Source organism: Pseudomonas sp. VMV1 (assembly GCF_056790235.1).
On sequence record NZ_JBXGSE010000011.1, the window covers coordinates 52319 to 75196 of the forward strand.

The window sequence follows — 22878 nt, forward strand, 5'->3', positions numbered from 1 at the left end:
GTTATGCTCTGTCACCATGAAAACTTCTCTCCCCCTTAGCCTGATCGTTGCCGTGGCTGATAACGGCGTCATCGGCATCGACAATCGTCTCCCCTGGCACCTGCCGGCGGAGCTCAAATATTTCAAGGCCGTGACCCTCGGCAAGCCGCTGGTCATGGGTCGCAAGACCTGGGACTCCCTTGGCCGCCCGCTACCGGGACGGCTGAATCTGGTGGTCTCCCGTCAGACTGATCTGGTGGCCGAAGGTGCCGAGGTCCGCACCTCGCTGGCGGCGGCGGTCGAGCGCGCCGAGGCGTGGGCCCTTGAGCACCAGGCAGCCGAGATCATGCTGATCGGTGGTGCCCAGCTGTTCGCCGACGCCCTGCCCCAGGCGCAGCGCCTCTACCTGACCCGAGTCGCCCTGGCGCCGCAAGGCGATGTCTTCTTTCCCCCATGGCAGGAGAGCGACTGGCAGCTCGTCTCGCGGCAGGAGCATGCGGCCGAGGACGATCGTCCCGCCTATGCCTGCGAGGTCTGGGAGCGGCGGGGCTAGCGCCTGTCGCCTGTGTCTTTCCCGCGTCGCGTCTCCGATCTTTGCCCCGGCCTTAAGTAAAACCTAAGACGGGTATGGCATAAAGATGCTGAGGCAGGCCGCCTGGGCGGCCGGAGGGCACGACCATGAGGGCGATCGACAGCCAGACTTCGACGGCAACGACAGGGACTCAGCCTGCCAATCCGAGCGCTACCGGCAATCAGGGCGCACCCGCCGCCGATTCCGCCAGCGCGGGGGGAACCCCAGCCGGCACCGATGTCGCGGTGGACCTGTCGCCCGCCGCCCAGCTCATTGCCAGGCTGTTGCCGGGCCAGTCGAACGGTAACAGCGATCTCGACAGCTTCATGCAGATCCTCCAGCAACAGATCCGCAGCCAGGGTACCGACGCCGCCGTGCTCGGCGAGATGCCCGAGGGGGCCAGTCCCGACCGTATCCAGTTGGCGAAGCAGGCGGCCAATCACCTGCTGGTGAGCTATTACCATGACGACAGTCGCTATGCCGACGCCTCCACCCAGGATCCCTTCGCCAACCTGGACAGCGACAGCCTGACGCGTATCGCCAGCGACGATTCGGGCACCTTCACTTCGGCTGAACGTCAGCTTGCCTATTTCGAAGGCGCGCAGCGTGGCACCGATGCGGCCAACGTGGCCTTCTCCGGGCTTTCCCCGCAGGATCAGGGTGCCGCGTCCTGGAACTGGGCTCCCGCCGCCACGGAAGATGCCGGCATCCTCGGTACGCTGAATCCCGGCATGCCGGATTGGCATCCCAATCAGTTGAGCAGCCAGCTCATCGATGGCCTCAGCCCTGGCGGCGTGGCGACCGCTGCCGCTCAGGAAACCGCCCAGTTGTCGGCGCCGACCTTCAACGTCAGCACCGGTGCCGATGGTGCACCCCAGTGGACGGTGCTGCCGGCGGACGGACAGGGCGCAGGGGCAAACACCGCGCTGGATGGCAGTATCCTCACCCAGATGACCAGCAGGACCACAGCGCCAGCCCTGTCGCTCTATCGCCAGATCGCCGCGTTCGGTTGAGTGGGGCTGTTGGGCTCAGGCCTGCCTGTTGGGCTTCGACGATGAAGCCGTCTCAACCCAACCTACGAGTCGGTAGGTTGGCGCTGAGCGCAGCGAAGCCCAACATCGTGGCGCTCAGGTCTGGCTGTTGGGCTTCGACGATGAAACCGTCTCAGCCCAACCTACGGGTCGGTAGGTTGGGCTGAGCGCCAGCGAAGCCCAACAGCGTGTCGTTGCTCAGATCGCCCGCAGTTTCTTCGCCGGCAGGTAGTCGCGATGGACGCGCTCTTCCACCAGGTACAGCCAGCAGGGGCCTTCTACCTGGGGGAAGAGGCGTACTTCCTGGATGCTGCTGGGCTTGGGTTCGCCATTGCCGACCTGCACCGCCACCGTCTGGCCGAGGCGGAAGCGCGGGACCACGCCGGCGTCCACCACGCTCTGCTCGGCCTTGGTCGCCGGGCGGCCCAGGTATTCGCCCAGGTCCACCGGGCCGGAGGGGCCTTCGGCCACGGTATCCACGTGGAAGCTGTAGGCGGTGGCCAGGCCTTCGTCGCCACCGTGGGTCTCACCCTGCTTGATGCGCGACACGGCCTGGTCGAGGGCGGCGTCGAGCGTCAATTCATTGTTCGATTGCAGGGTGATGACGATGCGGCGTTCGAAGGGGTACTGGCTCATGGTTTCGACTTTTTCGGCAGATAAGGAAAAGAAGGGACATCTTGTGCCCCCTTTGGCCGGCCGCTGTCCAGCCGGGGGCGCCCGATCGGTGATCGCGTTTGCAACCCCAGGTGTCCAGGAGGCTCGACGGTCATTCGCCGATGACCGTGCTCGCTGCGCTCAGGCTAGTCATTGCGCCGCTTGAGCTGGTCCTTGAGCTGGCTGGGCACCTCGCGAATGATCAGCAGGTCCTGGCCTTCGTCGTATTCGATACGCGAACCCAGGAGGTGCGCCTCGAAGCTGATCGACAGTCCCTCGGCGCGGCCGGTGAAGCGGCGGAATTGATTGAGGGTGCGCTTGTCCGCCGGGATTTCCGGAGCCAGGCCATAGTCCTTGTTGCGGATGTAGTCGTAGAAGGCACGCGGGGCCTGGTCGTCCATCAGCTCGGAAAGGGCGTCCAGGGCCATGGGCTCGCCGCGCTTGGCCTGGCTGCTGGCGTAGTCCACCAGGGTATCGGTCTTCTCTTTGGCGGCTTCCTCGGGCAGGTCCTCGCTTTCCACGTAGTCGCTGAAGGCCTTGAGCAGGGTGCGGGTCTCGCCCTTGGCGTCGACGCCTTCCTGGCAGCCGATGAAGTCGCGGAAGTAGTCCGAGACCTTCTTGCCGCCCTTGCCGCGGATAAAGGAGATGTACTGGCGCGACTGCTTGTTGTTGCGCCATTCCGAGAGGTTGATGCGCGCCGCCAGGTGCAGCTGGCCCAGGTCCAGGTGCTTGGCCGGGGCCACCTCCAGGCTCTCGGTGACGGTCACCCCCTCGCTGTGGTGCAGCAGGGCGATGGTCAGGTAGTCGGTCATGCCCTGCTGGTACTGGGCGAACAGCACATGGCCGCCGGTGGAGAGGTTGCTGCTCTCCATCAGGCTCTTGAGGTGCTCCACCGCCTGGCGACTGAAGGCGACGAAGTCCTGCTCGCCTTCCAGGTAGGCACTGAGCCAGCCGCTGAAGGGGTAGGCGCCGGATTCCTCGTGGAACAGGCCCCAGGCCTTGTTGGGCTTGGCGTTGTAGCTGTCGTTGAGATCGGCCAGCAGGTTCTCGATGGCCTGGGAATCGGTAAGGGTGGCGTCCCGCGCGTGCAGGGTCGCGGGCTGGCCGTCGGGCTTCTTGTCGATCAGATGGACGATGGCGTGACGGATCGGCATGGCGGACTCGGGTGACGGGAAAAGTCCACCAGTCTAACGCCCCCGCGCCCTGGCGGGCAGGCCCTTGGCGCCGCAGGCTCAGCTCGCGGGCGCCGTCAGCTTTTCCTGCAGCGCGTTGCCGAGATGCAGGGTCATGAAGGCTGCCGCGTCCTCGCGGCGGCCCTCCAGCAGCAGATCGATCAGCTGCAGATGTTCCTGGCAGCGGCGCTGGGCCTGCTGGCGATCCACCGACTTCTGGTACTCGATCAGCCGGCGCAGGCGATTGAGGCGGCGCAGCGCATCGAGGATGAAGGCATTGCCAGAGCAGCGGGCGATGGTCTCGTGCAGGCGGGTGTTGGCGTCGAAGATTTCCGCGGGCGAGGCCTCGAACACCCGGCCCGCGGCCAGCAGCGCCTGCTCATCGCGGCAGCGCCGCAATTCACCGGCATCCAGGGTGAAGCCGGCGTCGCGGATGCCGGCGGGTTCGATCAGCAGGCGGAAGGCATAGCTCTGGGCGTAGGCGTCGGGCGAGGTGAGGCCTTCGACGAAACTCCAGCCATAGCCCGGCAGGCGCTCGGCCCAGCCTTCCTGGACGATGCGTCTGAGGATGTCGGCCAGTTGCCCACGAGTGACCTGGTAGCGGCGGATCAGCTCGTTTTCCGTGACCTTCAGCGGCAGTTCGCCCTCGATCCGGTCGCGGGCGATGGTCAGGTACAGGCGCTCGCTGGCGGACACCTCTTCGCGCGCCTGGGGCGTGGCGTCCAGGGCCGCGGCGGCCACGGCGAAGCCGCCTTCGGGATGGCGCGCCAGCAGGGCCTGGTCGGCCATCTGCTGCAGGGCGCTGCGCACCGGCGAGCGGGAGACGCGCAGCCGCTCGGCCAGGGTACGTTCGGGTAGTCGCGTGCCCACCGCCAGCTGGTGCGAGGCGATGTAGGTAAGGATCTCGGGGATCAGTTGGGAGGCGAGAGTGTTGCCCATGGCAGCGCTGGCGAGTCGACTGGAAAGGTCAGGATGCTAGCACGGGACCCGCCGGGCGCAGCCGGCAGGTCCCGCTGGCGGTCGCTCAGTCCCCGCTCGGACTGACGTCCATGTCCTTGAGCTTCACCAGGCGGCTGCGGTGCTTGAAGCGGTAGCCCAGCCAGACGGCGAGAAACAGCGGCAGGCTGATGTAGGTAGCGGCCAGGCCCAGCCAATCGACGCCGTTCGGCCCGAACAGGGCGGCATAGTTCTGCCCCAGGGTGATCACCAGGCAGAGGGCGAAGGCCAGCAGCGGCCCGAAGGGGAACAGCTTGGCGCGGTAGGGCAGGTCTTCCAGGCGGCGACCCTGGGCCAGGTAGCCCTGGCGGAAGCGATAGTGGGAGACGGCGATGCCCAGCCAGGCGATGAAGCCGCACATGCCCGAGGTGTTGAGCAGCCAGCTATAAAGGGCCTTGTCGCCGACCAGGGAGGTAAAGAAGCACAGGGCACCCACCGCGGTGGTGGCCAGCAGGGCATTGCGCGGCACGCCATTGCGCGAAACGCGGGCGAACAGCCGCGGCGCCTTGCCCTGTTCGGCCAGGCTGTGCAGCATCCGGGTCGAGGCGTACATGCCCGAGGTGCCGGCGGAGAGCACCGCCGAGAGGATCACCGCGTTCATCAGGCTGGCGGCGAAGGCCAGGCCGGCGCGCTCGAACAGCAGGGTGAACGGCGAGACGGAAACGTCGGTGGCATCGTTCTGCAAGAGGCGCGGATCGGTGTAGGGAATCAGCATGCCGATGACGAAGATCGCCAGCACATAGAACATCAGGATGCGCCAGAACACCTGGCGGATGGCGATGGGCACGTTCTTGCGCGGATTCTCCGATTCACCGGCGGCGATGCCGATCAGCTCGGTGCCCTGGAAGGAGAAGCCGGCGATCATGGCCACCCCGACCATGGCCTGCAGGCCGCCGACGAAGGGCGCTTCGCCCTGGGTGAACACGGAAAGTCCCGGCGGTTCGATGCCGTTGAAGATGCCGAGGATGGCAGCTAGGCCCAGGCCGATGAAGACCACCACGGTGGCCACCTTGATCAACGCGAACCAGAATTCGCTCTCGCCGAAGCCGCGTACCGACACCGCATTGAGCAGGAACATCAGTGCGAGGAACAGCGCACTCCAGATGAGCCCCGGCACCTCGGGAAACCAGAAGCCCATTACCAGCTGCGCCGCCACCAGTTCGGCAGCGATGGTCACCGCCCAGTTGTACCAGTAGTTCCAGCCCAGGGCGAAGCCGAAGCCGTCCTCGACGAAGCGACTGCCATAGATGGAGAAGGAGCCCGACACCGGCTGGTAGGCGGCCATTTCGCCGAGGCTGGTCATGAGGAAGTAGACCATCAAACCGATCAGCGCATAGGCCGCCAGGGCGCCGCCGGGACCAGCGGTGGCCACGGTGGCGCCGGAGGCGACGAACAGCCCGGTGCCGATGGAGCCGCCGATGGCGATCATGTTGAGGTGACGGGGCTTGAGCCGGCGCTGCAGACTCGGAGAGGCGGTGGACATGGAATTTCCAGCTGGCAGTTGAAGGGGCCGGACGTTGGCTCTGGCGGCCATTCTCGGTCATGGGGTGCAGGGCGGTGCACCCACCGCCTGCGGCGACCTGCACGGGCAGGTGGCAAAAAAGCGGCGAAGCTTAGCAGGCTAAGGGCGTCAGGTGGGATGGCGGTCGTCGGTGCGAAGCTGTCGCAGTCCGATCATCGCCAGGCTGAGCTTCGGCTAGCATGAGCCCAAGGTCGGAGAAGGCAGCACAGCGTGATCGATTCAAGAACCTTTGGTAGCGGTATCCAGGGCAAGAACTACCTGCAGTTGCAGTCGACGCGGCCACGGCCGGAGTTTTCCCGGCTGGTCGGCTTCATCCTGCTTGATCACTTTTCCCTGCCGTCCTTCACCCAGGCGCTGGATACCCTGGTCACCGCCAACCTGCTGGCCGCCGGGACCTTCGCCACCCGGACCTACAGCCCGACCGGCGCCGAGGTGCTCAGTGACCTCGGCATCGTCATCCGTCCGGACGGCGACTACCGCGCCGCGGAGAGCGCCCGCTTCGATCTGCTGGTGGTCTGTGGTGGCCTGCGGACGCCGCTGGAGCTGGACCCGCGGCTCAAGGCGCTGCTGGTGCGCGCGGCCAAGCAGCAGGTGACCCTCTGTGGCCTGTGGAACGGCGCCTGGCAACTGGGCCAGGCCGGGATGCTGGACGGCTATCGCTGCGCCATCCATCCCGAGCACCGCAGCGCCTTCAGCGAGCGGGTGCGTGGCTGCAAGACCTCGGCGGAAAGCCATGTACTGGATCGCGACCGGCTGACCGCCGCCAGCCCCAGTGGCGCCTTCCACCTGTTCCTCGAATGGATCGGTGCCCAGTGCGGCAGCGCCCTGGCCGATGGCCTGGTCAATATCCTGGCTTTCGAGGAATCGCGCTTCCGCCAGGTCAATCCCACCCTCAAGGTGCAGATGACGCCACCGCTGCGCGAGGTGGTGACCCTGATGGAAGCCAACATCGAGGAGCCCCTGACCATCGAGCAGCTGTGCGACTACGCCGGCCGCTCGCGGCGTCAGGTCGAGCGGCTGTTCCGAGAGCAGCTCGACACCGCGCCCATGCGCTACTACCTGGAACTGCGCATCACCGAGGGCCGTCGCCTGCTGCAGCATTCCAGGCTGTCGGTACTGGAGGTGGCGGTCGCCTGCGGCTTCACCTCAGTCACGCACTTCAGCAAAAGATATTCGGCCTACTTCGGCTATCCGCCCTCCAAGGAACGGCGACTCAAGTACTAGGCAGGTCGTTCTGGCAGCAACAATCCTTGCGGCAAAGGACCTGAATGGTCGGGCCTCTTCGTCGCGCACGGTGAACGGCCGCGCGCGGTCAGGATCGAATCATCACCCCGGTGCAACACTGCCCGCATGATGCGTCGATGGGTGTCCGAATGACTTTCAAGCCAAGGAAATCCCATGACCGATCCCCGTAACGTCGCCCACGACAAGAAAGTGCAACAAGAGAAGAAGCATCATGGCGAGGACATCGCGCCCGATGCCGAGCACGCGCCACAACCAGGCAAGAAGCCTGCGCTCAAGGATGACGACGACTAGGCCGACGACAAGGCCTGATCCGGCGCGCGCCTCGCGATGAACGAGGCGCGTGGTGATGCTGACGGCTGTCAGCATCACGCTTTCCAGTCAAAGCTTCTGCCCCGTGCCTGCCCAGGGTGGAAGCAAGGCCTGGGCCGGCATGAAAGGTCATACCAGCTTGCAAAGGCCCTGCTGACGCACCCTGAGCTGTCTTTATAAGTAGGGAAGGGTGACGCCGCATACGGCGCGGCGATGCCGTCATCTGTCCATTGCAGGCTCCAGTCGGCCAGTGCGCTCCGCCGCATTCAAACAGAGCAACCCCGCCAGGGCAAACAGCAGGCCGAGCAGCATGCCCGGTGCCAGGGGCTCGTCGAAGCAGGCCCAGGCCCACAGCAAGGCTACCGGCGGACTGAGGTAGAGAGCGCCGCTCACTGCCTGGGGGCTGCCCTGGCGCAGGCATAGCCAGTAGAGGCCGAAGCCGAGCAGGGTAGGGATCAACAGCCAGAGTACCGCCAGCGCGAAGCCGAGGGTCAGCGGAGGTGTCAGGGGACCTTCTATCCCAGCCACTCCCAGCATTACCAAGCTGCTGGCCGCGAGCTGGATGAACAGCTGGGTCCGCAGGGCCAGGCGACTGGGGGGCAGGCGACTCTGTACCAGGGTCGCCAGGGCCAGCGCCAGGGCGCCGCCCAGTGGCAGGGCATAGGCCCAGCGCGGTGCCACGCCCAGTCCCAGTCCTGCCCCGGTGGCGAGCAACACCCCCGCCAGCCCCAGGCCTAGTCCGAGCCACTGGCGTCCATTGGTGCGCTGGCTAGGCAGCAGGCAGCAACCCAGAGCCACCAGCAGCGGCGAAAGATCCGAAAGCAGCGCCGCCAGCCCAGGCGAGACGCCCAGTTCGATGGCCTTGGCCGCTGGCGCCGCCGCGCCGGCGAAGGCGAGCACTCCAATGACCGCCTGCTGACCGATGACTTTCAGTGGTAGGCGCCGCACGTCGGCCCAGGCGAAGGGCAGCAGCAGCGCGGCGGCCAGGAGCAGACGCCAGAAGGTCACCAGCAGGGTAGGGGCCTGGTCCGCGGCATAGCGATAGCCGACGAAGCCAGCGCTCCAGCACAGTACCAGGGCGAATTGACGTAGCAGGGGGGAAGAAAGGGCGCGGGTCATGGCCAGGCTCCTGGGGACGGGATGCCTTGAGCCTGGGCCAGACTGGTAATACACTCAAACGACATTATCAGCAGATATGATTCGATAAAGGTGCATCATGCCGGCTCCCCTCAACATCGACGTCCTGCGTACCTTCCACACCATCGTCCGGTTGGGGCAGTTCCGCGCAGCCTCGCTGCAGCTCAACCGCAGCCCCTCGGCGGTGAGCAGCCAGATTCGTCGGTTGGAAGAGCAGACCGGTGGTCGGCTGTTCGAGCGCGACAACCAGGCCGTGACCCTGACCCCGCTCGGGCGCCGCGTGCTGCTGGAGACCGCCGACCTGCTGCAGGCCCACGACCGTATCCTTGCGGGTCTCACCGGTCAGCCAGTGGTGGGCGAGGTGCGCCTGGGCGTGGCCGAAGACTATGCGGCCCGCTTGCTCAAGGCGGTGCTGCCGCGGTTGCAGGGCGAGCACCCGGGAATCGTGCTGGAGGTGCTGACCGGCAACAGCAGCCAGCTCCGTCGCTGGCTCGGCCAGGGACTGCTGGACCTGGCGCTGCTGGTCGGGCCGCCCCGCAGCGATCTGGCGGACGGCCAGATGTTCGCCCACACCCAGCCGGTGTGGGTCGCCGGGCCTGGGCTGCATCTGAATCCGGATGCCAGCGTGCCGCTGGCCTTGCACGGCGAAGGTTGTAGCTATCGCGAACTGGGCATCGACCTGCTGACCGGCCAGGGCCGTCGCTGGCACGCGGTAGTGACCAGCGCCGCCTCTTCAGCGCTGGAGGCCGCGGTCGAACTGGGTCAGGCGGTGGCCATCACCGACCAGGCGCGCATGACCCCGCCGATGCGCGAATTGTCGCCGGAAGAAGGCTTCCCCAGGCTGCCGGTGCACGAATTGCGCTTGGCCTCGCCACCGGGCGAACGCAGCCCCGCCTGCGCTCACCTGGCCGGGCTGATCGCCGAGGGTTTTCGGATCTGAACCCCTCTGTATCAGGCGTTTCCTTGCGATTCGGCTAGTGCCTCCGCTGTAGCCTTGCTGTCATCTTGCCCTGGCATGTTGCCTTGCGAACGAGAGGAGGCGCGATTTCGCGCTTCCTGCTTCTAAACCATCGGCAAGGGCGGCACAGACATGCAGGCTTCGCTTCGCGGTATGACGTTGGGATTGGTTCTTGGGCTGATGAGCAGCGGTCAGGCACTGGCGGCGACGCCCATTCCCTTTTGGCATTCGATGGATGCGGAGCTCGGCAAGGAAGTCGATTCCCTGGCCCAGCGATTCAACCAGGCGCACCCGGAGTTCCAGGTGCAGCCGGTGTACAAGGGCAACTACGAGCAGAACCTGGCCGCCGGGATCGCCGCCTTCCGTACCGGCAAGCCACCGGCCCTCCTGCAGGTCTACGAGGTGGGCACGGCGACCATGATGGCGTCCAACGCCATCGAGCCGGTCTACCAGGTGTTCAAGGATGCTGGCCTTGCCTTCGACGAGTCGCGCTTCGTGCCTACCGTCGCCAGCTACTACAGCGATGGCAAGACCGGGCAGCTGCTGTCGCAGCCCTTCAATAGCTCGACGCCGGTGCTCTACTACAACAAGGACGCCTTCAAGAAGGCCGGCCTCGACCCGCAGTCGCCGCCCAGGACCTGGCAGGAGCTGGCCGAGGACAGCGCCAAATTGCGCGCCGCCGGCATGAAATGCGGCTACACCAGTGGCTGGCAGAGCTGGGTCCAGTTGGAAAACTTCAGTGCCTGGAACGGCTTGCCGTTCGCCAGCCGCGACAACGGCTACCTGGGTACCGACGCCGTGCTGGAGTTCAACAAGGCGCCCCAGGTCAAGCACATCGCCCTGCTGCAGGAGATGGGCAAGAAGGGTGATTTCACCTATGTCGGGCGCAAGGACGAACCCACCGAGAAGTTCTACAACGGTGACTGTGGCCTGCTCACCACCTCGTCCGGCTCCCTGGCCAACATCCGCCACTATGCCAAGTTCGATTTCGGCGTGGCCATGATGCCCTACGACGGCGACCTCAAGGGCGCACCGCAGAACGCCATCATCGGCGGGGCCAGCCTCTGGGTGTTCAAGGGCCAGGACGCGGCGGTGAAGCGCGGCGTGGCCGAATTCCTCGCCTTCCTGGCGCAGCCGGAGATCGCGGCCGAGTGGCACCAGCAGACCGGCTACCTGCCGATCACCAAGGCGGCCTACGACCTGACCCGCGAGCAAGGCTTCTACACCAAGAACCCGGGGGCCGACATCGCCACCCGGCAGATGCTGAACAAGCCGCCACTGGCCTTCACCAAGGGCCTGCGCCTGGGCAACATGCCGCAGATCCGCGCGGTGATCGATGAGGAGCTGGAAGGCGTCTGGACCGGCAAGCAGGCCCCGCAGCAGGCGCTGGACGCCGCCGTGCAACGCGGCAATGCCCTGTTGCGTCGCTTCGAGAAGTCCAGCCAGTAAGGCTGATGTCTGCCCCGGCGCCGGCATGCTTCCTGCCGGCGCCGGCCCTTCTTCTCGCCACGACTTTCCTGCCCATGTCCACATCGCGTCAGGTCTTTCCCTCCGGCTGGCTGCCCTATGCGCTGCTCGCGCCGCAGCTGGCGATCACCGCCGTGTTCTTTCTCTGGCCGGCCGGCAAGACGCTTTGGTATTCGCTGCAGAGCCTCGACCCCTTCGGGCTATCCAGCCAGTTCGTCGGCCTGGACAACTTCAGCCAGCTATTCCATGACGCGCTGTACCTGGCCTCCTTCTGGACCACCCTGAAGTTCAGCGCCCTGGTGACCGGCTGCGGCCTGCTGGTCTCCCTGGTCTTCGCCGCCCTGGTCGATCTGGTGGTGCGCGGTAGCCGGCTGTACCAGACCCTGCTGTTGCTGCCCTATGCGGTGGCTCCGGCCATCGCCGCGGTGCTGTGGATCTTCCTGTTCAACCCCGGCCTTGGCCTGCTCACCCTGCTGCTGGAACACTACGGCTACGCCTGGAACCACGCCCAGAATGCCGGCCAGGCGATGTTCCTGGTGGTGCTCGCCTCGGTGTGGAAGCAGATCAGCTACAACTTCCTGTTCTTCTTTGCCGCGCTGCAATCCATTCCACGCTCGCTGGTGGAAGCCGCCGCCATCGATGGGGCCGGGCCGTTGCGCCGCTTCCTGCAGTTGTCCCTGCCGCTGATCGCGCCGGTGAGCTTCTTTCTGCTGGTGGTCAACCTGGTCTATGCCTTCTTCGACACCTTTCCGGTGATCGATGCGGCCACCAACGGCGGGCCGGTGCAGGCCACCACCACCCTGATCTACAAGATCTATCGCGAGGGCTTCACCGGTCTCGACCTCTCGGCCTCCGCCGCCCAGTCGGTGGTGCTGATGCTGCTGGTCATCGTGCTCACGGTACTGCAGTTCCGCTATGTCGAACGCCGGGTACGCTATCAATGATCGAGAATCGCCGTGGGCTGACGCTGCTGTGCCACTTGATGCTGGTGCTGGGCATCGCCGTTATCCTCTTTCCGCTCTATGTGGCCTTCGTTGCCGCCACCCTCGACGACCAGGCGGTGTTCGCCACGCCCATGACGCTGGTGCCGGGTCGCCACCTCTGGGACAACCTCAGCCTGATCTGGACCCAGGGCGTGGGCAACAGCACGGCGCCTTTCTGGCTGCTGCTGCTCAACAGCTTCCTGATGGCGCTGGGCATCACCCTGGGCAAGCTCTCGGTGTCCATCCTCTCGGCCTTCGCCATCGTCTGGTTCCGCTTCCCTCTGCGCAACCTGGCCTTCTGGCTGATCTTCATCACCCTGATGCTGCCGGTGGAGGTGCGCATCTTTCCCACCGTGGACACCCTCGGCCAATTGGGCCTGGTGGACAGCTACGCCGGCCTGACCCTGCCGCTGATGGCCTCGGCCACCGCCACCTTCCTGTTCCGCCAGTTCTTCCTGACCCTGCCGGATGAATTGCTGGAGGCCGCGCGCATCGATGGCGCCTCGCCCTTGCGCTTCTTTCGCGACATCGTGCTGCCGCTGTCACGGACCAACCTGGCGGCGCTGTTCGTCATCACCTTCATCTATGGCTGGAACCAGTACCTCTGGCCGCTGCTGATCGTCAGCAACCCCGACCTCGGCACGGCCGTGGCGGGCATCCGCAGCATGCTCTCGCTCGGCGAGCGGGCGCCGCAGTGGAATCAGGTGATGGCGGCCATGCTGCTCACCCTGATCCCTCCGGTGACGGTGGTGCTGGTCATGCAACGCGCCTTCGTACGCGGTTTGGTGGATAGCGAAAAGTAACCATGGCAAAACTCGAGCTAAGAGCCGTTTCCAAGAGCTGGAACGGTGGCAAGACCCAGGTGATCCAGCCCCTCGACCTGGAGGTGGCGGACGGCGAGTTCATCGTACTGGTGGGGCCCTCGGGCTGCGGCAAATCCACCCTGCTGCGACTGGTGGCCGGCCTGGAACGGGTCAGTGCCGGCAGCATCCATATCGGCGGAACCGACGTGACCGCGCTTGAACCCAAGGCGCGCGGCATCGCCATGGTGTTCCAGAACTATGCCCTCTATCCGCACATGAGCGTGGCCGAGAACCTGGCCTGGGGCCTGAAGATCGCCGGTCTCGGCCGCGCCGAGATCGCCAGCCGGGTCAAGGAGGCGGCGCGCATCCTGGAACTCGACAAGCTGCTCGAACGCCGGCCGCGGGAACTGTCCGGTGGGCAGCGACAGCGGGTGGCCATGGGTCGCGCCATGGTGCGCGATCCGGCGGTGTTCCTGTTCGACGAGCCGCTGTCCAACCTGGACGCCAAGCTACGCGTGCAGATGCGCCTGGAGCTGCAGCAGCTGCACCAGCGCCTCAATACCACCAGCCTCTATGTGACCCATGACCAGGTGGAGGCCATGACCCTGGCTCAGCGGGTGGTGGTCATGCAGGGTGGGGTGGTCGAGCAGCTCGGTACGCCAGTGGAGGTCTATGAGCGCCCGGCGACGCGCTTCGTCGCCAGCTTCATCGGCAGTCCGGCGATGAACCTGCTGGACGGCCAGGTGAACGCCGCCGGCAGCCACTGCGAATTGCCGGGTGGCCTGGGGCTACCCCTGGGTCCGGGCTATCGCCATCTGGCCGGGCGCTCGATCAGCCTGGGCATCCGGCCCGAACATCTGCAGCCCTGCGGCAATCCGGGGCAGGGGCTGCCACTGGTGGTCCGCACGCTGGAGATCCTTGGCGCCGACAACCTGGCCCATGGCCGCTGGGGCGACCAGTCGCTGGTCGTGCGCCTGCCCCATCAGCAACGCCCGGCGCCGGGTAGCCTGCTGCAGTTGCGCGTGCCGGAAGAGCACCTGCATCTGTTCGATGCCATCTCCGGGCAGCGCCTCGAATCCCAGGGTTGAACGGGCTCCGGCGAGGACGTGGCAGGGTTCCCCTCCGGCGCCCTTGAGGAGCATAAGGCGCTCCTTGTCACCTTGACCTCGCCGACCCAAGGGCAACCTTCCGCTGTGGTATCTGCCTGTCTTGACCAGCGGATCGGCCGCTGCAGTGGCGTCGTCGTGATGACGAAATCGGCCTGTTGCACGGCGACATTCCCTTCGTCAGACCGCGCGACCCGGTGCGGAGCCAGACGCCGCCTCGTTGACCGAGCGGCGTCGTAGCCACTAAGGTGCCCGCCTTGCCGCCCGCCCTGGCGCTGGTCGACCGCGACCCGCCGCAGGGGTAGGGCACCGCTCGAACGCGCCGGCGAGCCCCTGTGGCGGGCCCGCGCGCTCGTCCACCACGGCAGGTCCAGAGGGCCTCGTCGTCGCCTCCGGGGCTGGCCCCGTACCGCCTGTCTCGCCTCTCTGCCGGAATGCTTTCCTCGCCATGAATGCCTCACCCGCCATCCCTCGTCTCGTCTATCTGCTGGCCCTCACCATCTTCGCGCTGACCACCGCCGAATTCATGGTGGCTGGCATGATGCCGGCGCTGGCCACCGATCTCGGCGTTTCCATCGGCCAGATCGGCTATCTGATCTCCTGGTACGCCCTGGGCATGGCCCTGGGTGGTCCCCCGCTGACCCTGCTGCTGCTGGCGTTGCGGCTGGCGGAAAAGTCGGCGCTGCTGTGGCTGCTGTCTCTCTATCTGATCGGTGCCGTGGTGGCCGCGCTGGCCGCCAGCTATCCGGTGATGGCGGCGGGTCGAGTGCTCATGGGGGTCGCCAGTTCCGCCAGCATCGGCCTGTGCCTGACCCTGGGTGCCTCCCTGGTCACGCCGGACCGCCGCGGACGGGCGGCCTCGCTGGTGCTGTCCGGTCTCATGCTGGCGCCCGTCTTCGGTGTGCCGGGTACGGTATTGATCGAGCAACAGGCCGGCTGGCGGGCCAGCTTCTGGGCGGTCGCGCTACTGGCAGCCTGCTGCACCCTGCTGGTCGGCTGGTACGTGCCTCGTGCACCGGCCCACGCCGTCGGGCAGCTGGGACGGGAACTCCGTACCCTGCTCAGTGCCAGGCTTTGGGCCGCCTACGTGACCAGTGGCCTGATCATCGGCGCGACCTTCGCGGGGTTCAGTTATTTCTCACCCATCCTCATCAAGGTGACCGGGTTCGCGCCCACCACCATTCCCTGGTTGCTGATGGGCTATGGCATCGCCAATGTGCTGGGCAATCTACTGGTAGGTCGCTTGGCCGATCGTCACACCCTGAAGGTCCAGGGCGTTGGCCTGGCCGTGCTGGCTCTGGGTTTCGCCCTGTTCGCTCGCGGCGCTGAACAGCCGGCTGTCAGTCTGGTGGCCCTGGTACTCATCGGCGTGACCGGGGTGGCACTCAATCCGGCGATGGTCGCCCGGGTAATGGCGGCGGCGACGCCAGGGCCACTGGTCAACACCCTGCATACCTCGGTGATCACGGCGGGACTGGCGGTGGGAGCCTGGGCGGGCGGTGCGGCCATCGACGCCGGCCAGGGCCTGCAAGCCCCGCTGTGGGTCGGTCTGGGGATGGCGGTGCTGGGTCTGCTCAGTCTGGCCCCGCTGGCCGTGAGGCGGAGTCGTCGCACGGCCAGCCAGCCGTGCGAAGGATGACAGACCGGTCCGCTGCCGATCGCTCGCTAGCGGGTCGTGGCGCTCGGTATTTCCCTCCCTGCGGTGGGAGGAGGATACTGCGCCCTTTGCCGCGTTGACCTCGCCTGCCCATGGAAAACCTCCCGCTGTTCGATCTGCTCGCCGCCTCCGCGGAAAAAACCAAGTCCAAGCGCGCGCGCAAGGCCACCGCCCGTGGCGGCCTGCGCCTGCTGCACACCTCCGACTGGCACCTGGGGCAGCACTTTCTCGGCCGCACCCGCGAGGCCGAGCATCGCGCCTTTCTTGTCTGGCTGGTGGCTCAGGTGGAGGAGCAGGCGGTGGACGTGGTGCTGGTGGCAGGGGACATCTTCGATACCGCCACCCCACCGAGCTATGCCCGCGAGTTGTACAACGGCTTCATCGTCGCCCTGCGTGGCACCGGCGCCAGCCTGGTGGTGCTCGGCGGCAACCATGATTCAGCCGCGGTGCTGGCCGAGTCCCGCGAATTGCTGGCCTGCCTGGACACCCGGGTGATCCCCTGTGTCAGCGAGACGCCGGCGGATCAACTGCTGGAATTGCGTCGCCGTGATGGCGAAATCGGCGCGCTGCTCTGTGGCATTCCCTTCGTCCGGCCGCGTGACGTGGTGCAGAGCCAGGCCGGGCAGAGCGCCGATGAAAAGCGCCAGGCGCTGCAACAGGCCATCCAGGGGCACTATGCCGAACTCCATGGCCTGGCCGAGGCGCGCCGCGCCGAGCTGGGCGTCGCCCTGCCGATCATTGCCACCGGCCACCTGACCACCGTGGGTGCCAGCGCCAGCGAGTCGGTTCGGGAGATCTACGTTGGCAGCCTCGATGCCTTTCCCACCAGCGCCTTTCCGCCGGCGGACTACATCGCTCTCGGCCACATCCACCGGCCCCAGCGGGTCGGAGGGCTGGAGCAGGTGCGCTACAGTGGTTCGCCCCTCTGCCTGAGCTTCGACGAAGAGCGCGCCAAGGAGGTCCTGCTGGTGCAGTTCGGCGCGGGTCTGGAGCAGGTCACGCCGCTGGCCGTACCCTGTTTCCAGCCCCTGGCGGTGGTGCAGGGCAATCTGGATACCCTGGGCGCGGCCCTGGCTCAGGCGGCCGCCGACGGCAGTCCCGAGTGTCCGGTGTGGGTCGAGGTGGTGGTGGCCGGTGACGACTACCTGGCCGATCTGCAGCCACGCATCACGGCCCTGGTAGCCGAGTTGCCGCTGGAGGTGCTACGCGTCCGCCGGGCACGTAGCACGGTGGCGCCGACCCTGCAGGGCGTCCAGCGCGAGACGCTGGATGAACTCAGCCCGTTGGACGTCTTCAGCCAGCGCCTGGCCGAGGAGACCCTCGACGACGAGCTGCGCACCCGGCTGGAAGGCCTTTACCGCGAGGTTCTTGGCGAGTTGCCGACCTGATCGCAGCGAGACGCGTCTATCGGGCCGATTTTCCCCTTCGGAACAACGTCCCACGCGCTGGGGTCACCCTCTCTATGTAGCCCATACCGGAGGAGACCCCATGCACGACCTATCCCAACCCCTCGCCGCCACGCGCCATGAGCGTTCCGACAACCAGGTCCCCAACGTCCAGGGCACCGAACGTGTGGTTTCCCTGCTTGGCGGCGGTCTGCTGATCCTTGGCGGCCTGCGCCGCGGTGGCCTGGCCGGCTGCGTGAAGATGGCCCTGGGCGCCATGGCCCTCAGCCGGGGTGTGCGTCAGCGCTGCGAGCTCAAGGCCGCGCTGCAGCCGTCGCCCTTCGAGCAGGCCCTGGCCGAGCGCTGGGGCTGGCGCAATCCCACCGCCATCCAGCGCAGCGTCACCATCGCGCGGCCGCGTGAAGAGGTATTCGCCTACTGCGCCGACCTGCAGAAGCTGCGCGAGCTACTGCCCTTCGTCGACCGCATCGAACTGGGCGCCGATGGCGACAGCCACTGGCATGCCTCCGGTCCCCTGGGTCGCACCCTGAACTGGACCCTGGAGCAGAGCGAGCGCCGCGAGAACGAGTTCCTGCTGTGGAGTACCGTGCCCGGCACCTTCATGGCCCACAAGGCCAGCCTGACCTTCAGCGATGCGCCCCAGGGCCGTGGCACCCTGGTGCAGGTCGTGCTGGCCTGCGAAGCCCCGGCCGGCCTGCTCGGCCATGCCGTCACCGAGGGCATCAGCCGCTTCACCGGCAAGGCGGTCAACCTCGGCCTGCGCCGCCTCAAGCAGCAACTGGAAACTGGCGAGATCGCTACCCCCGAGGTCTCGCGCAGCGGTCGCCCGCTGGCGCCACCCCATCCGCCGGTGACTCGCCCGGCCGACGAACCTTCGGCTGACATCGACGCCGGCCTCGGTACTCCGGGGAGGGCGAACTGATGCGTGCCCTGACCTGGCAAGCCCCCAACCGTCTGCAGGTGGAAACCGTCCCGGATCCGGAGATCCTCAATCCGCGGGATGCCATCGTGCGCATCATCATGTCCTCGGTGTGCGGCTCGGACCTGCATCTCTTGGGCGGTTATGTCCCGGCGATGAAGCCCGGCGACATCATCGGCCATGAGTTTCTCGGCGAGATCGTCGAGTTGGGCAGTAGCCTGCGCAACCAGGGCCTGGCCGTGGGCGATCGAGTGGTGACCGTCTCCATCATCGGGTGCGGGGACTGCGAGCACTGCCAGCGTGAGGATTACAACTGCTGCGACAACAGCAATCCCAAACCCGAGATGACCGAGCTGGCCTATGGGCAGCCCTGTTCCGGCATCTTCGGCTACAGCCATGCCTTCGGCGGCTATGCCGGCAGCCATGCCACCTACGTGCGGGTGCCCTATGCCGACGTCAACCTGTTCAAGGTGCCCGACGGCGTCAGTGATGCCCAGGCAGTGTTCGTGTCCGATGCCGTGCCCACCGGCTACTACGCCGCCGACATCGCCGACATCCAGCCCGGCGACACCGTGGCGGTCTGGGGCTGCGGTGGCGTCGGCCAGATGGCCATTCGCAGCGCCTACCTGTTGGGCGCGGAGCGGGTCATCGCCATCGACCGCTTCAGCGATCGTCTGCAACTGGCGGCCGAGAAGGCCGGCGCCATCGTCCTCGACTACGAAACCACCAACGTTCACGAAGCCCTGCTGGAACTGACCGGGGGCCGTGGCCCGGATCGCTGCATCGATTGTGTCGGCATGGAGGCCCATGGCACCCAGCTGGATTACGCCTACGACAAGACCAAGCAGATGCTGCGCCTGCACACCGAACGCGGCTCGGCGCTGCGCCAGGCCATCCGCGCTTGTCGCAAGGGCGGTACGGTATCGGTGATCGGTGTCTATGGTGGCTTGATCGACAAGTTTCCCATGGGCGCCATCGTCAACAAGGCCCTGACCCTGAGGTCCGGCCAGCAGCCGGGGCAGCGCTATGTGGAGCGGTTGTTCGAACACATCCAGAAGGGCGAACTGGATCCCTCCTACCTGCTCACTCATCCGATGAGCCTGGAGGAATCGCCCTACGGCTACGAGCTGTTCAAGTCCAAGGACAAGAACTGCATGAGAGCGGTGTTCATGCCGTAATGGACAGCCCGGCGATTCTGGATCGCCGGGCTCTTTCCCGCTAGACCAGCCAGGTCAGCAGCGGCTGCCAGAGCGCGACGGTCTTGTGACTGCCACTGCAGCTGACCAGCGCCAGGATGCCCAGACCGACCAGCAGGGGCATGCCGAGGAAATCGAAGGGAGACAGGGGCGAGCGCACGGCGGATCCTCCCGGAAAAGGTAGTTGCAGAGCGATACCTTCCTGTTGAGAACCTCTGCGGGCACAAGTTCAGCAGCGGGTACGACCTCAGGTCGAGTGGTCGGTTGGCATGGGCGAGCGCGCCCAACAATGCCAGAATTGGCGGTTCGCCGAGTCGACCTGGAAAAGCCCGATGAAGATCCTCACCCTGCGCCTGAAGAATCTCAATTCCCTCAAGGGTGAGTGGAAGATCGACTTCACCGCCGAACCCTTCGCCAGCAGTGGCCTGTTCGCCATCACCGGGCCGACCGGGGCGGGCAAGACCACGCTGCTGGATGCCATCTGTCTTGCGCTCTATCACCGTACCCCGCGCATGAGCAAGGTGGGCGGCGAAAGCAACGAACTCATGACCCGCCATACCGGCGATTGCCTCGCCGAGGTGGAATTCGCCGTGCGTGGCAAGCGCTATCGTGCCTTCTGGAGCCAGCGACGGGCTCGGGATCGCGCCGATGGCGCGTTGCAGCCGCCCAAGGTCGAGCTGGCCTGGCTCGACGGCACCATCCTCGCCGAGAAGACCGGCGACAAGCTCAGGCTCACCGAAGAACTCACCGGCCTAGACTTCGAGCGCTTCACCCGCTCCATGCTGCTGGCCCAGGGTGGCTTCGCCGCTTTCCTGGAGGCCAGTGCCAGTCAACGTGCCGAACTCCTCGAAGAGCTGACCGGGACCGCCGTGTACGGCCAGATCTCCCAGCGGGTCTACGAGCGCGCGCGGGAGGCCAAGGGCGTGCTGGATGGCCTGCGCCAGCGTGTCGCCGGCGTGGAGGTATTGGACGACGAACGCCGCCAGGCGCTGGCCGCCGAGGGTGCCAGCCTGGCCGCTCGCGAGGGCCAATTGAGCGAAGACCTCAAGGCCTGGCAGACCCAGCGGCAATGGCTGACCGCATTGGAGCAGGCGGCGGCGGGGGAGCAGGAGGCCCAGGCGCGCCTGGCCGGGGCGCAGCAGGCCTGGGACGCCGCCGAGCCGCGACGCCAGCGCCTGGCGGCGGCTGAACCGGCGGCCCGGCTGCTGCCCATCGAGCAGGCCTGGCGCGAGGCCGAGGCGCGCGAACAACGCAGCCAGGAAGAACGGGCGCAACTCGATCAGCGCATCCAGAGCCTGGCCACTCGCCGCGCTGCTGCGCTGGCCGACGGCCTGGGCGCCAGTCTCGAACAGCTGCGTCAGGCCGAGACGGACCAGGCGCGCATCCTCGACGAGCAACGGCGCCTGGACGCCAGCCTGGCCGAGCGTACCGGCCATGCCGAGCTGGGCGAGCGCCTGGGCGACTGGCGCAGTCAGTTGGCCCTGCGCGACGAAAGAGCCGAGGCGCTGGCGCGTCTGACCCGGCGCCAACAGGAACAGACCCGTCAGCTGCAGCTCCTGGCCGAGGAGCGCGAGGCCCAGCAGGTCGCGGTGGCGCGCGCCCGCGAGCAGGCCACCCAGGCCCAGGCGGCGGAGCAGGCCCAGGACGAGCGCTGGCAGGCCGCGCTGGACGGGCGCGACGAAAAGGCCTGGCGCGCGCTTTGGCAGGCCGCGCTCGGACGAGTCAACGAAGTGGACCAGCTGGATCAGCTGGTCGAACGCCGGCGGCAACTACAGACCCAGCTGGAGCGTCTGGCGCGCAGCCAGGGCGATCGCCAGCGTCAGCATGGCGAACACCAGGTGCGGCTGGATGCCCTGCGCGGTCGCTACCGCGAGGTGGCCCAGCAGGTGCGCGAGCGCGAGAAGCTGCTGGAACAGGAAAGGGTCATTCGCAGCCTGGAGGCCCAGCGCGCCGACTTGCGGCCCGACGAACCCTGCCCGCTGTGCGGTTCCCGCGACCATCCGGCGGTGGCCGACTATGCCGCCCTGGACGTCTCGGCCACCCAGACGGCCCTGCAGGAGGCCCGGACCGAACTGGAGCGGCTGACCCAGGAGGGCAAGGAACTGGGCGAGGCCCTGGTCGCCCTCAAGGCGCAGCTCGACCAGGCCAATGAGCAGCAGACCGAGGCCAGCCAACAGCTGGAGCAACTGGGCGAACTCTGGCGCCAGCGCTGCACGGCGTTGGGCGCCGATCCCGAGGCGCCCGGCGCGGTGGCCGAGTTGCGGCGGCGGCAGGATCAGGAGCTGGCGCGTATCCAGCAGGTGCTCGCCACCCTGGATGGCCTGCGCCAGCAGGGCGAGGAGAATCGCCAGGAAGCCCTGCGCCTGGCGCGCCAGCAGGCCGATGCCGAACAGCGCTTGGCGCTGGCCGAGGCGGCCTGGGAGCGAGCACGTCAAGGCCTGGCCGAAGGCGCCGAGGAACAGCGCGCGGCCCAGACGCAGCAGACCACGGCGGAGCGCCAGCTGGCCGAAGACCTGGCCCTTTGGGGCTACGAGCTGCCCAGTCGCGCCGCCGAGTGGCTGGATCAGCGCGAACAGGAATGGCGTCGCTGGCAAGCCGATCGCCAGCGCGCGCAGGAGCTGCAGCAGCAATCGAAGGATATCGCTCAGCGCCTGGCCAGCCTGGCGCCCCTGGTAGCGACCTGGCGCGAGCGTGCCGCGGACATCGCACCGGCCACGGTGGCACCGGAGGCCGCGGCGATGCTTCTGGGCGAGGCCACCGCGACCTGGGAGGAATGCCGTGAACAGGGTGCAGCCCTGCAGGGTAGCCAGCAGGCCCTGAACGAGCGATTGGCCGGAGAAACGCGCCTGGCCCGAGAGGCGGGCGAACGTTGGGAAGCGGCCCTGGCCGCCAGCGCCTTCGCGGATGCCGAGGCCTGGCGCGCCGCGCAACTGGATGATAGCGAGCGCGATGCCCTGGACGAGGAGCGTACCCGCCTCGAGACCGCCCTGACCGAGTCGCGTGCCCTGGCTGGAGCTGCCCGGGAACGGCATGCCAGCCTAGGCGCCGTGCCCCTTACCGAGCGCACCGCTGCCGAGCTGGATGCCGATCTGGCCGCCGCCACTGCCGAACTCCGCACCCTTGGTCAGCGCCAGGGCGAGGTCGGTGCGACCCTGCGCGAAGACGACCGCCGACGCGACGGCCTGCAGGCCCTGCTGGGCGAGATCGCCGCCCAGGAGCGCGATCATGACCTCTGGCAGCACCTCAACGGCCTGATCGGTTCGGCCGATGGCGCCAAGTTCCGCAAGTTCGCCCAGGGGCTGACCCTGGATCACCTGGTGCACCTGGCGAACGACCAGCTCAGGCGCCTGCATGGCCGCTACCAGTTGATCCGGCGGCAGGCGGCAGAGCTGGAGCTGCAGATCCTCGATACCTGGCAGGCCGATGCCCTGCGCGACATCCGTACCCTTTCCGGCGGTGAGAGCTTCCTGGTCAGCCTGGCCTTGGCGCTGGCCTTATCGGATCTGGTCAGCCAGCGCACCGGCATCGATTCGCTGTTTCTCGACGAGGGCTTCGGCACCCTCGATGGCGAGACCCTGGAGGTCGCCCTCGATGCCCTGGACCAGCTCAATGCCGGCGGCAAGACCATTGGCATCATCAGCCACGTGGAGGCGCTCAAGGAGCGCATTCCCGTGCAGCTCAAGGTGCGCAAGGGCGTCGGTCTGGGCCATAGCGGTCTGGAGCGGCGCTATGCCGTGGAGAAAAACGCGACCGAGTGAGTACTTTTT

20 protein-coding genes are annotated in these 22878 nt (G+C 66.9%); 14 read left to right on the top strand and 6 right to left on the bottom strand.

What is annotated here, in order from left to right:
- Positions 1-16: 16 nt before the first annotated feature.
- Entirely contained in the window at positions 17-532 is a 516-nt protein-coding gene (locus ACUCV0_RS22500) for a dihydrofolate reductase (protein ID WP_059313800.1), read from the top strand.
- 125 nt (positions 533-657) lie between these two features.
- Positions 658-1563 (top strand): hypothetical protein, encoded by a 906-nt coding sequence (locus ACUCV0_RS22505; RefSeq protein WP_482213783.1) that lies wholly within the window; start codon positions 658-660, stop codon positions 1561-1563.
- Positions 1564-1779: 216 nt separating this feature from the next.
- Here the strand turns inward: ACUCV0_RS22505 and ACUCV0_RS22510 are convergent, their stop codons facing one another.
- The 4 genes from ACUCV0_RS22510 to ACUCV0_RS22525 all read right to left on the bottom strand — a co-directional run bounded on the left by ACUCV0_RS22510 (position 1780) and on the right by ACUCV0_RS22525 (position 5886).
- Positions 1780-2217: a hypothetical protein gene (locus tag ACUCV0_RS22510; RefSeq protein WP_017640942.1), complete on the bottom strand. Its 438-nt coding sequence runs from the start codon at positions 2215-2217 to the stop codon at positions 1780-1782.
- Between the two features lie 164 nt (positions 2218-2381).
- The gene (yejK, locus tag ACUCV0_RS22515; protein ID WP_271654047.1) at positions 2382-3389 is read right to left on the bottom strand and encodes a nucleoid-associated protein YejK; all 1008 of its coding nucleotides are present in this window, start codon (positions 3387-3389) and stop codon (positions 2382-2384) included.
- 78 nt (positions 3390-3467) lie between these two features.
- Positions 3468-4346: a GntR family transcriptional regulator gene (locus ACUCV0_RS22520; protein WP_482213784.1), complete on the bottom strand. Its 879-nt coding sequence runs from the start codon at positions 4344-4346 to the stop codon at positions 3468-3470.
- 85 nt (positions 4347-4431) lie between these two features.
- Complete coding sequence (locus ACUCV0_RS22525; RefSeq protein ID WP_482213785.1) at positions 4432-5886, bottom strand: amino acid permease; 1455 nt, start codon at positions 5884-5886, stop codon at positions 4432-4434.
- 249 nt (positions 5887-6135) lie between these two features.
- On the opposite strand from ACUCV0_RS22525, the gene ACUCV0_RS22530 reads away from it, so the two are divergent.
- Positions 6136-7149 (top strand): GlxA family transcriptional regulator, encoded by a 1014-nt coding sequence (locus ACUCV0_RS22530; protein ID WP_059313813.1) that lies wholly within the window; start codon positions 6136-6138, stop codon positions 7147-7149.
- Positions 7150-7323: 174 nt separating this feature from the next.
- The gene (locus ACUCV0_RS22535; protein ID WP_482213786.1) at positions 7324-7461 is read left to right on the top strand and encodes a hypothetical protein; all 138 of its coding nucleotides are present in this window, start codon (positions 7324-7326) and stop codon (positions 7459-7461) included.
- Positions 7462-7698: 237 nt separating this feature from the next.
- On the opposite strand, the gene ACUCV0_RS22540 is transcribed toward ACUCV0_RS22535, so the two are convergent.
- Entirely contained in the window at positions 7699-8598 is a 900-nt protein-coding gene (locus ACUCV0_RS22540; protein ID WP_482213787.1) for a DMT family transporter, read from the bottom strand.
- 97 nt (positions 8599-8695) lie between these two features.
- Between ACUCV0_RS22540 and ACUCV0_RS22545 the strand changes: the two genes are divergently transcribed.
- The 9 genes from ACUCV0_RS22545 (at position 8696) to ACUCV0_RS22585 (ending at position 19093) form a co-directional block, all read left to right on the top strand.
- Positions 8696-9556, top strand: a complete 861-nt coding sequence (locus ACUCV0_RS22545; protein ID WP_482213788.1) for a LysR family transcriptional regulator — start codon at positions 8696-8698, stop codon at positions 9554-9556.
- A gap of 150 nt (positions 9557-9706) precedes the next feature.
- Positions 9707-11023 carry a sn-glycerol-3-phosphate ABC transporter substrate-binding protein UgpB gene (gene ugpB / locus ACUCV0_RS22550; protein ID WP_313649648.1) on the top strand — a complete coding sequence of 439 codons (1317 nt, stop codon included), beginning with the start codon at positions 9707-9709 and terminating at the stop codon, positions 11021-11023.
- Positions 11024-11097: 74 nt separating this feature from the next.
- Complete coding sequence (gene ugpA / locus ACUCV0_RS22555) at positions 11098-11985, top strand: sn-glycerol-3-phosphate ABC transporter permease UgpA (protein WP_482213789.1); 888 nt, start codon at positions 11098-11100, stop codon at positions 11983-11985.
- The gene (ugpE, locus tag ACUCV0_RS22560; RefSeq protein WP_271654054.1) at positions 11982-12827 is read left to right on the top strand and encodes a sn-glycerol-3-phosphate ABC transporter permease UgpE; all 846 of its coding nucleotides are present in this window, start codon (positions 11982-11984) and stop codon (positions 12825-12827) included. Before ugpA ends, ugpE begins: the two co-directional genes overlap by 4 nt.
- 2 nt (positions 12828-12829) lie before the next feature.
- Positions 12830-13915 carry a sn-glycerol-3-phosphate import ATP-binding protein UgpC gene (locus tag ACUCV0_RS22565; protein ID WP_482213790.1) on the top strand — a complete coding sequence of 362 codons (1086 nt, stop codon included), beginning with the start codon at positions 12830-12832 and terminating at the stop codon, positions 13913-13915.
- A 466-nt stretch (positions 13916-14381) separates the two neighbouring features.
- Positions 14382-15572: an MFS transporter gene (locus tag ACUCV0_RS22570; RefSeq protein ID WP_482213791.1), complete on the top strand. Its 1191-nt coding sequence runs from the start codon at positions 14382-14384 to the stop codon at positions 15570-15572.
- Positions 15573-15772: 200 nt separating this feature from the next.
- Positions 15773-16978, top strand: coding sequence for an exonuclease subunit SbcD (sbcD, locus tag ACUCV0_RS22575; RefSeq protein WP_482213798.1), 1206 nt, complete (start codon positions 15773-15775; stop codon positions 16976-16978).
- A 100-nt stretch (positions 16979-17078) separates the two neighbouring features.
- Positions 17079-17918: an SRPBCC family protein gene (locus ACUCV0_RS22580; protein WP_323149642.1), complete on the top strand. Its 840-nt coding sequence runs from the start codon at positions 17079-17081 to the stop codon at positions 17916-17918.
- Complete coding sequence (locus ACUCV0_RS22585; RefSeq protein WP_059313823.1) at positions 17918-19093, top strand: zinc-dependent alcohol dehydrogenase; 1176 nt, start codon at positions 17918-17920, stop codon at positions 19091-19093. Before ACUCV0_RS22580 ends, ACUCV0_RS22585 begins: the two co-directional genes overlap by 1 nt.
- 40 nt (positions 19094-19133) lie before the next feature.
- Here ACUCV0_RS22585 and ACUCV0_RS22590 read toward each other — a convergent pair whose 3' ends face one another.
- The gene (locus ACUCV0_RS22590; protein ID WP_482213792.1) at positions 19134-19271 is read right to left on the bottom strand and encodes a hypothetical protein; all 138 of its coding nucleotides are present in this window, start codon (positions 19269-19271) and stop codon (positions 19134-19136) included.
- Between the two features lie 172 nt (positions 19272-19443).
- On the opposite strand from ACUCV0_RS22590, the gene ACUCV0_RS22595 reads away from it, so the two are divergent.
- Positions 19444-22869: an AAA family ATPase gene (locus tag ACUCV0_RS22595; protein ID WP_482213793.1), complete on the top strand. Its 3426-nt coding sequence runs from the start codon at positions 19444-19446 to the stop codon at positions 22867-22869.
- Positions 22870-22878 lie beyond the last annotated feature (9 nt).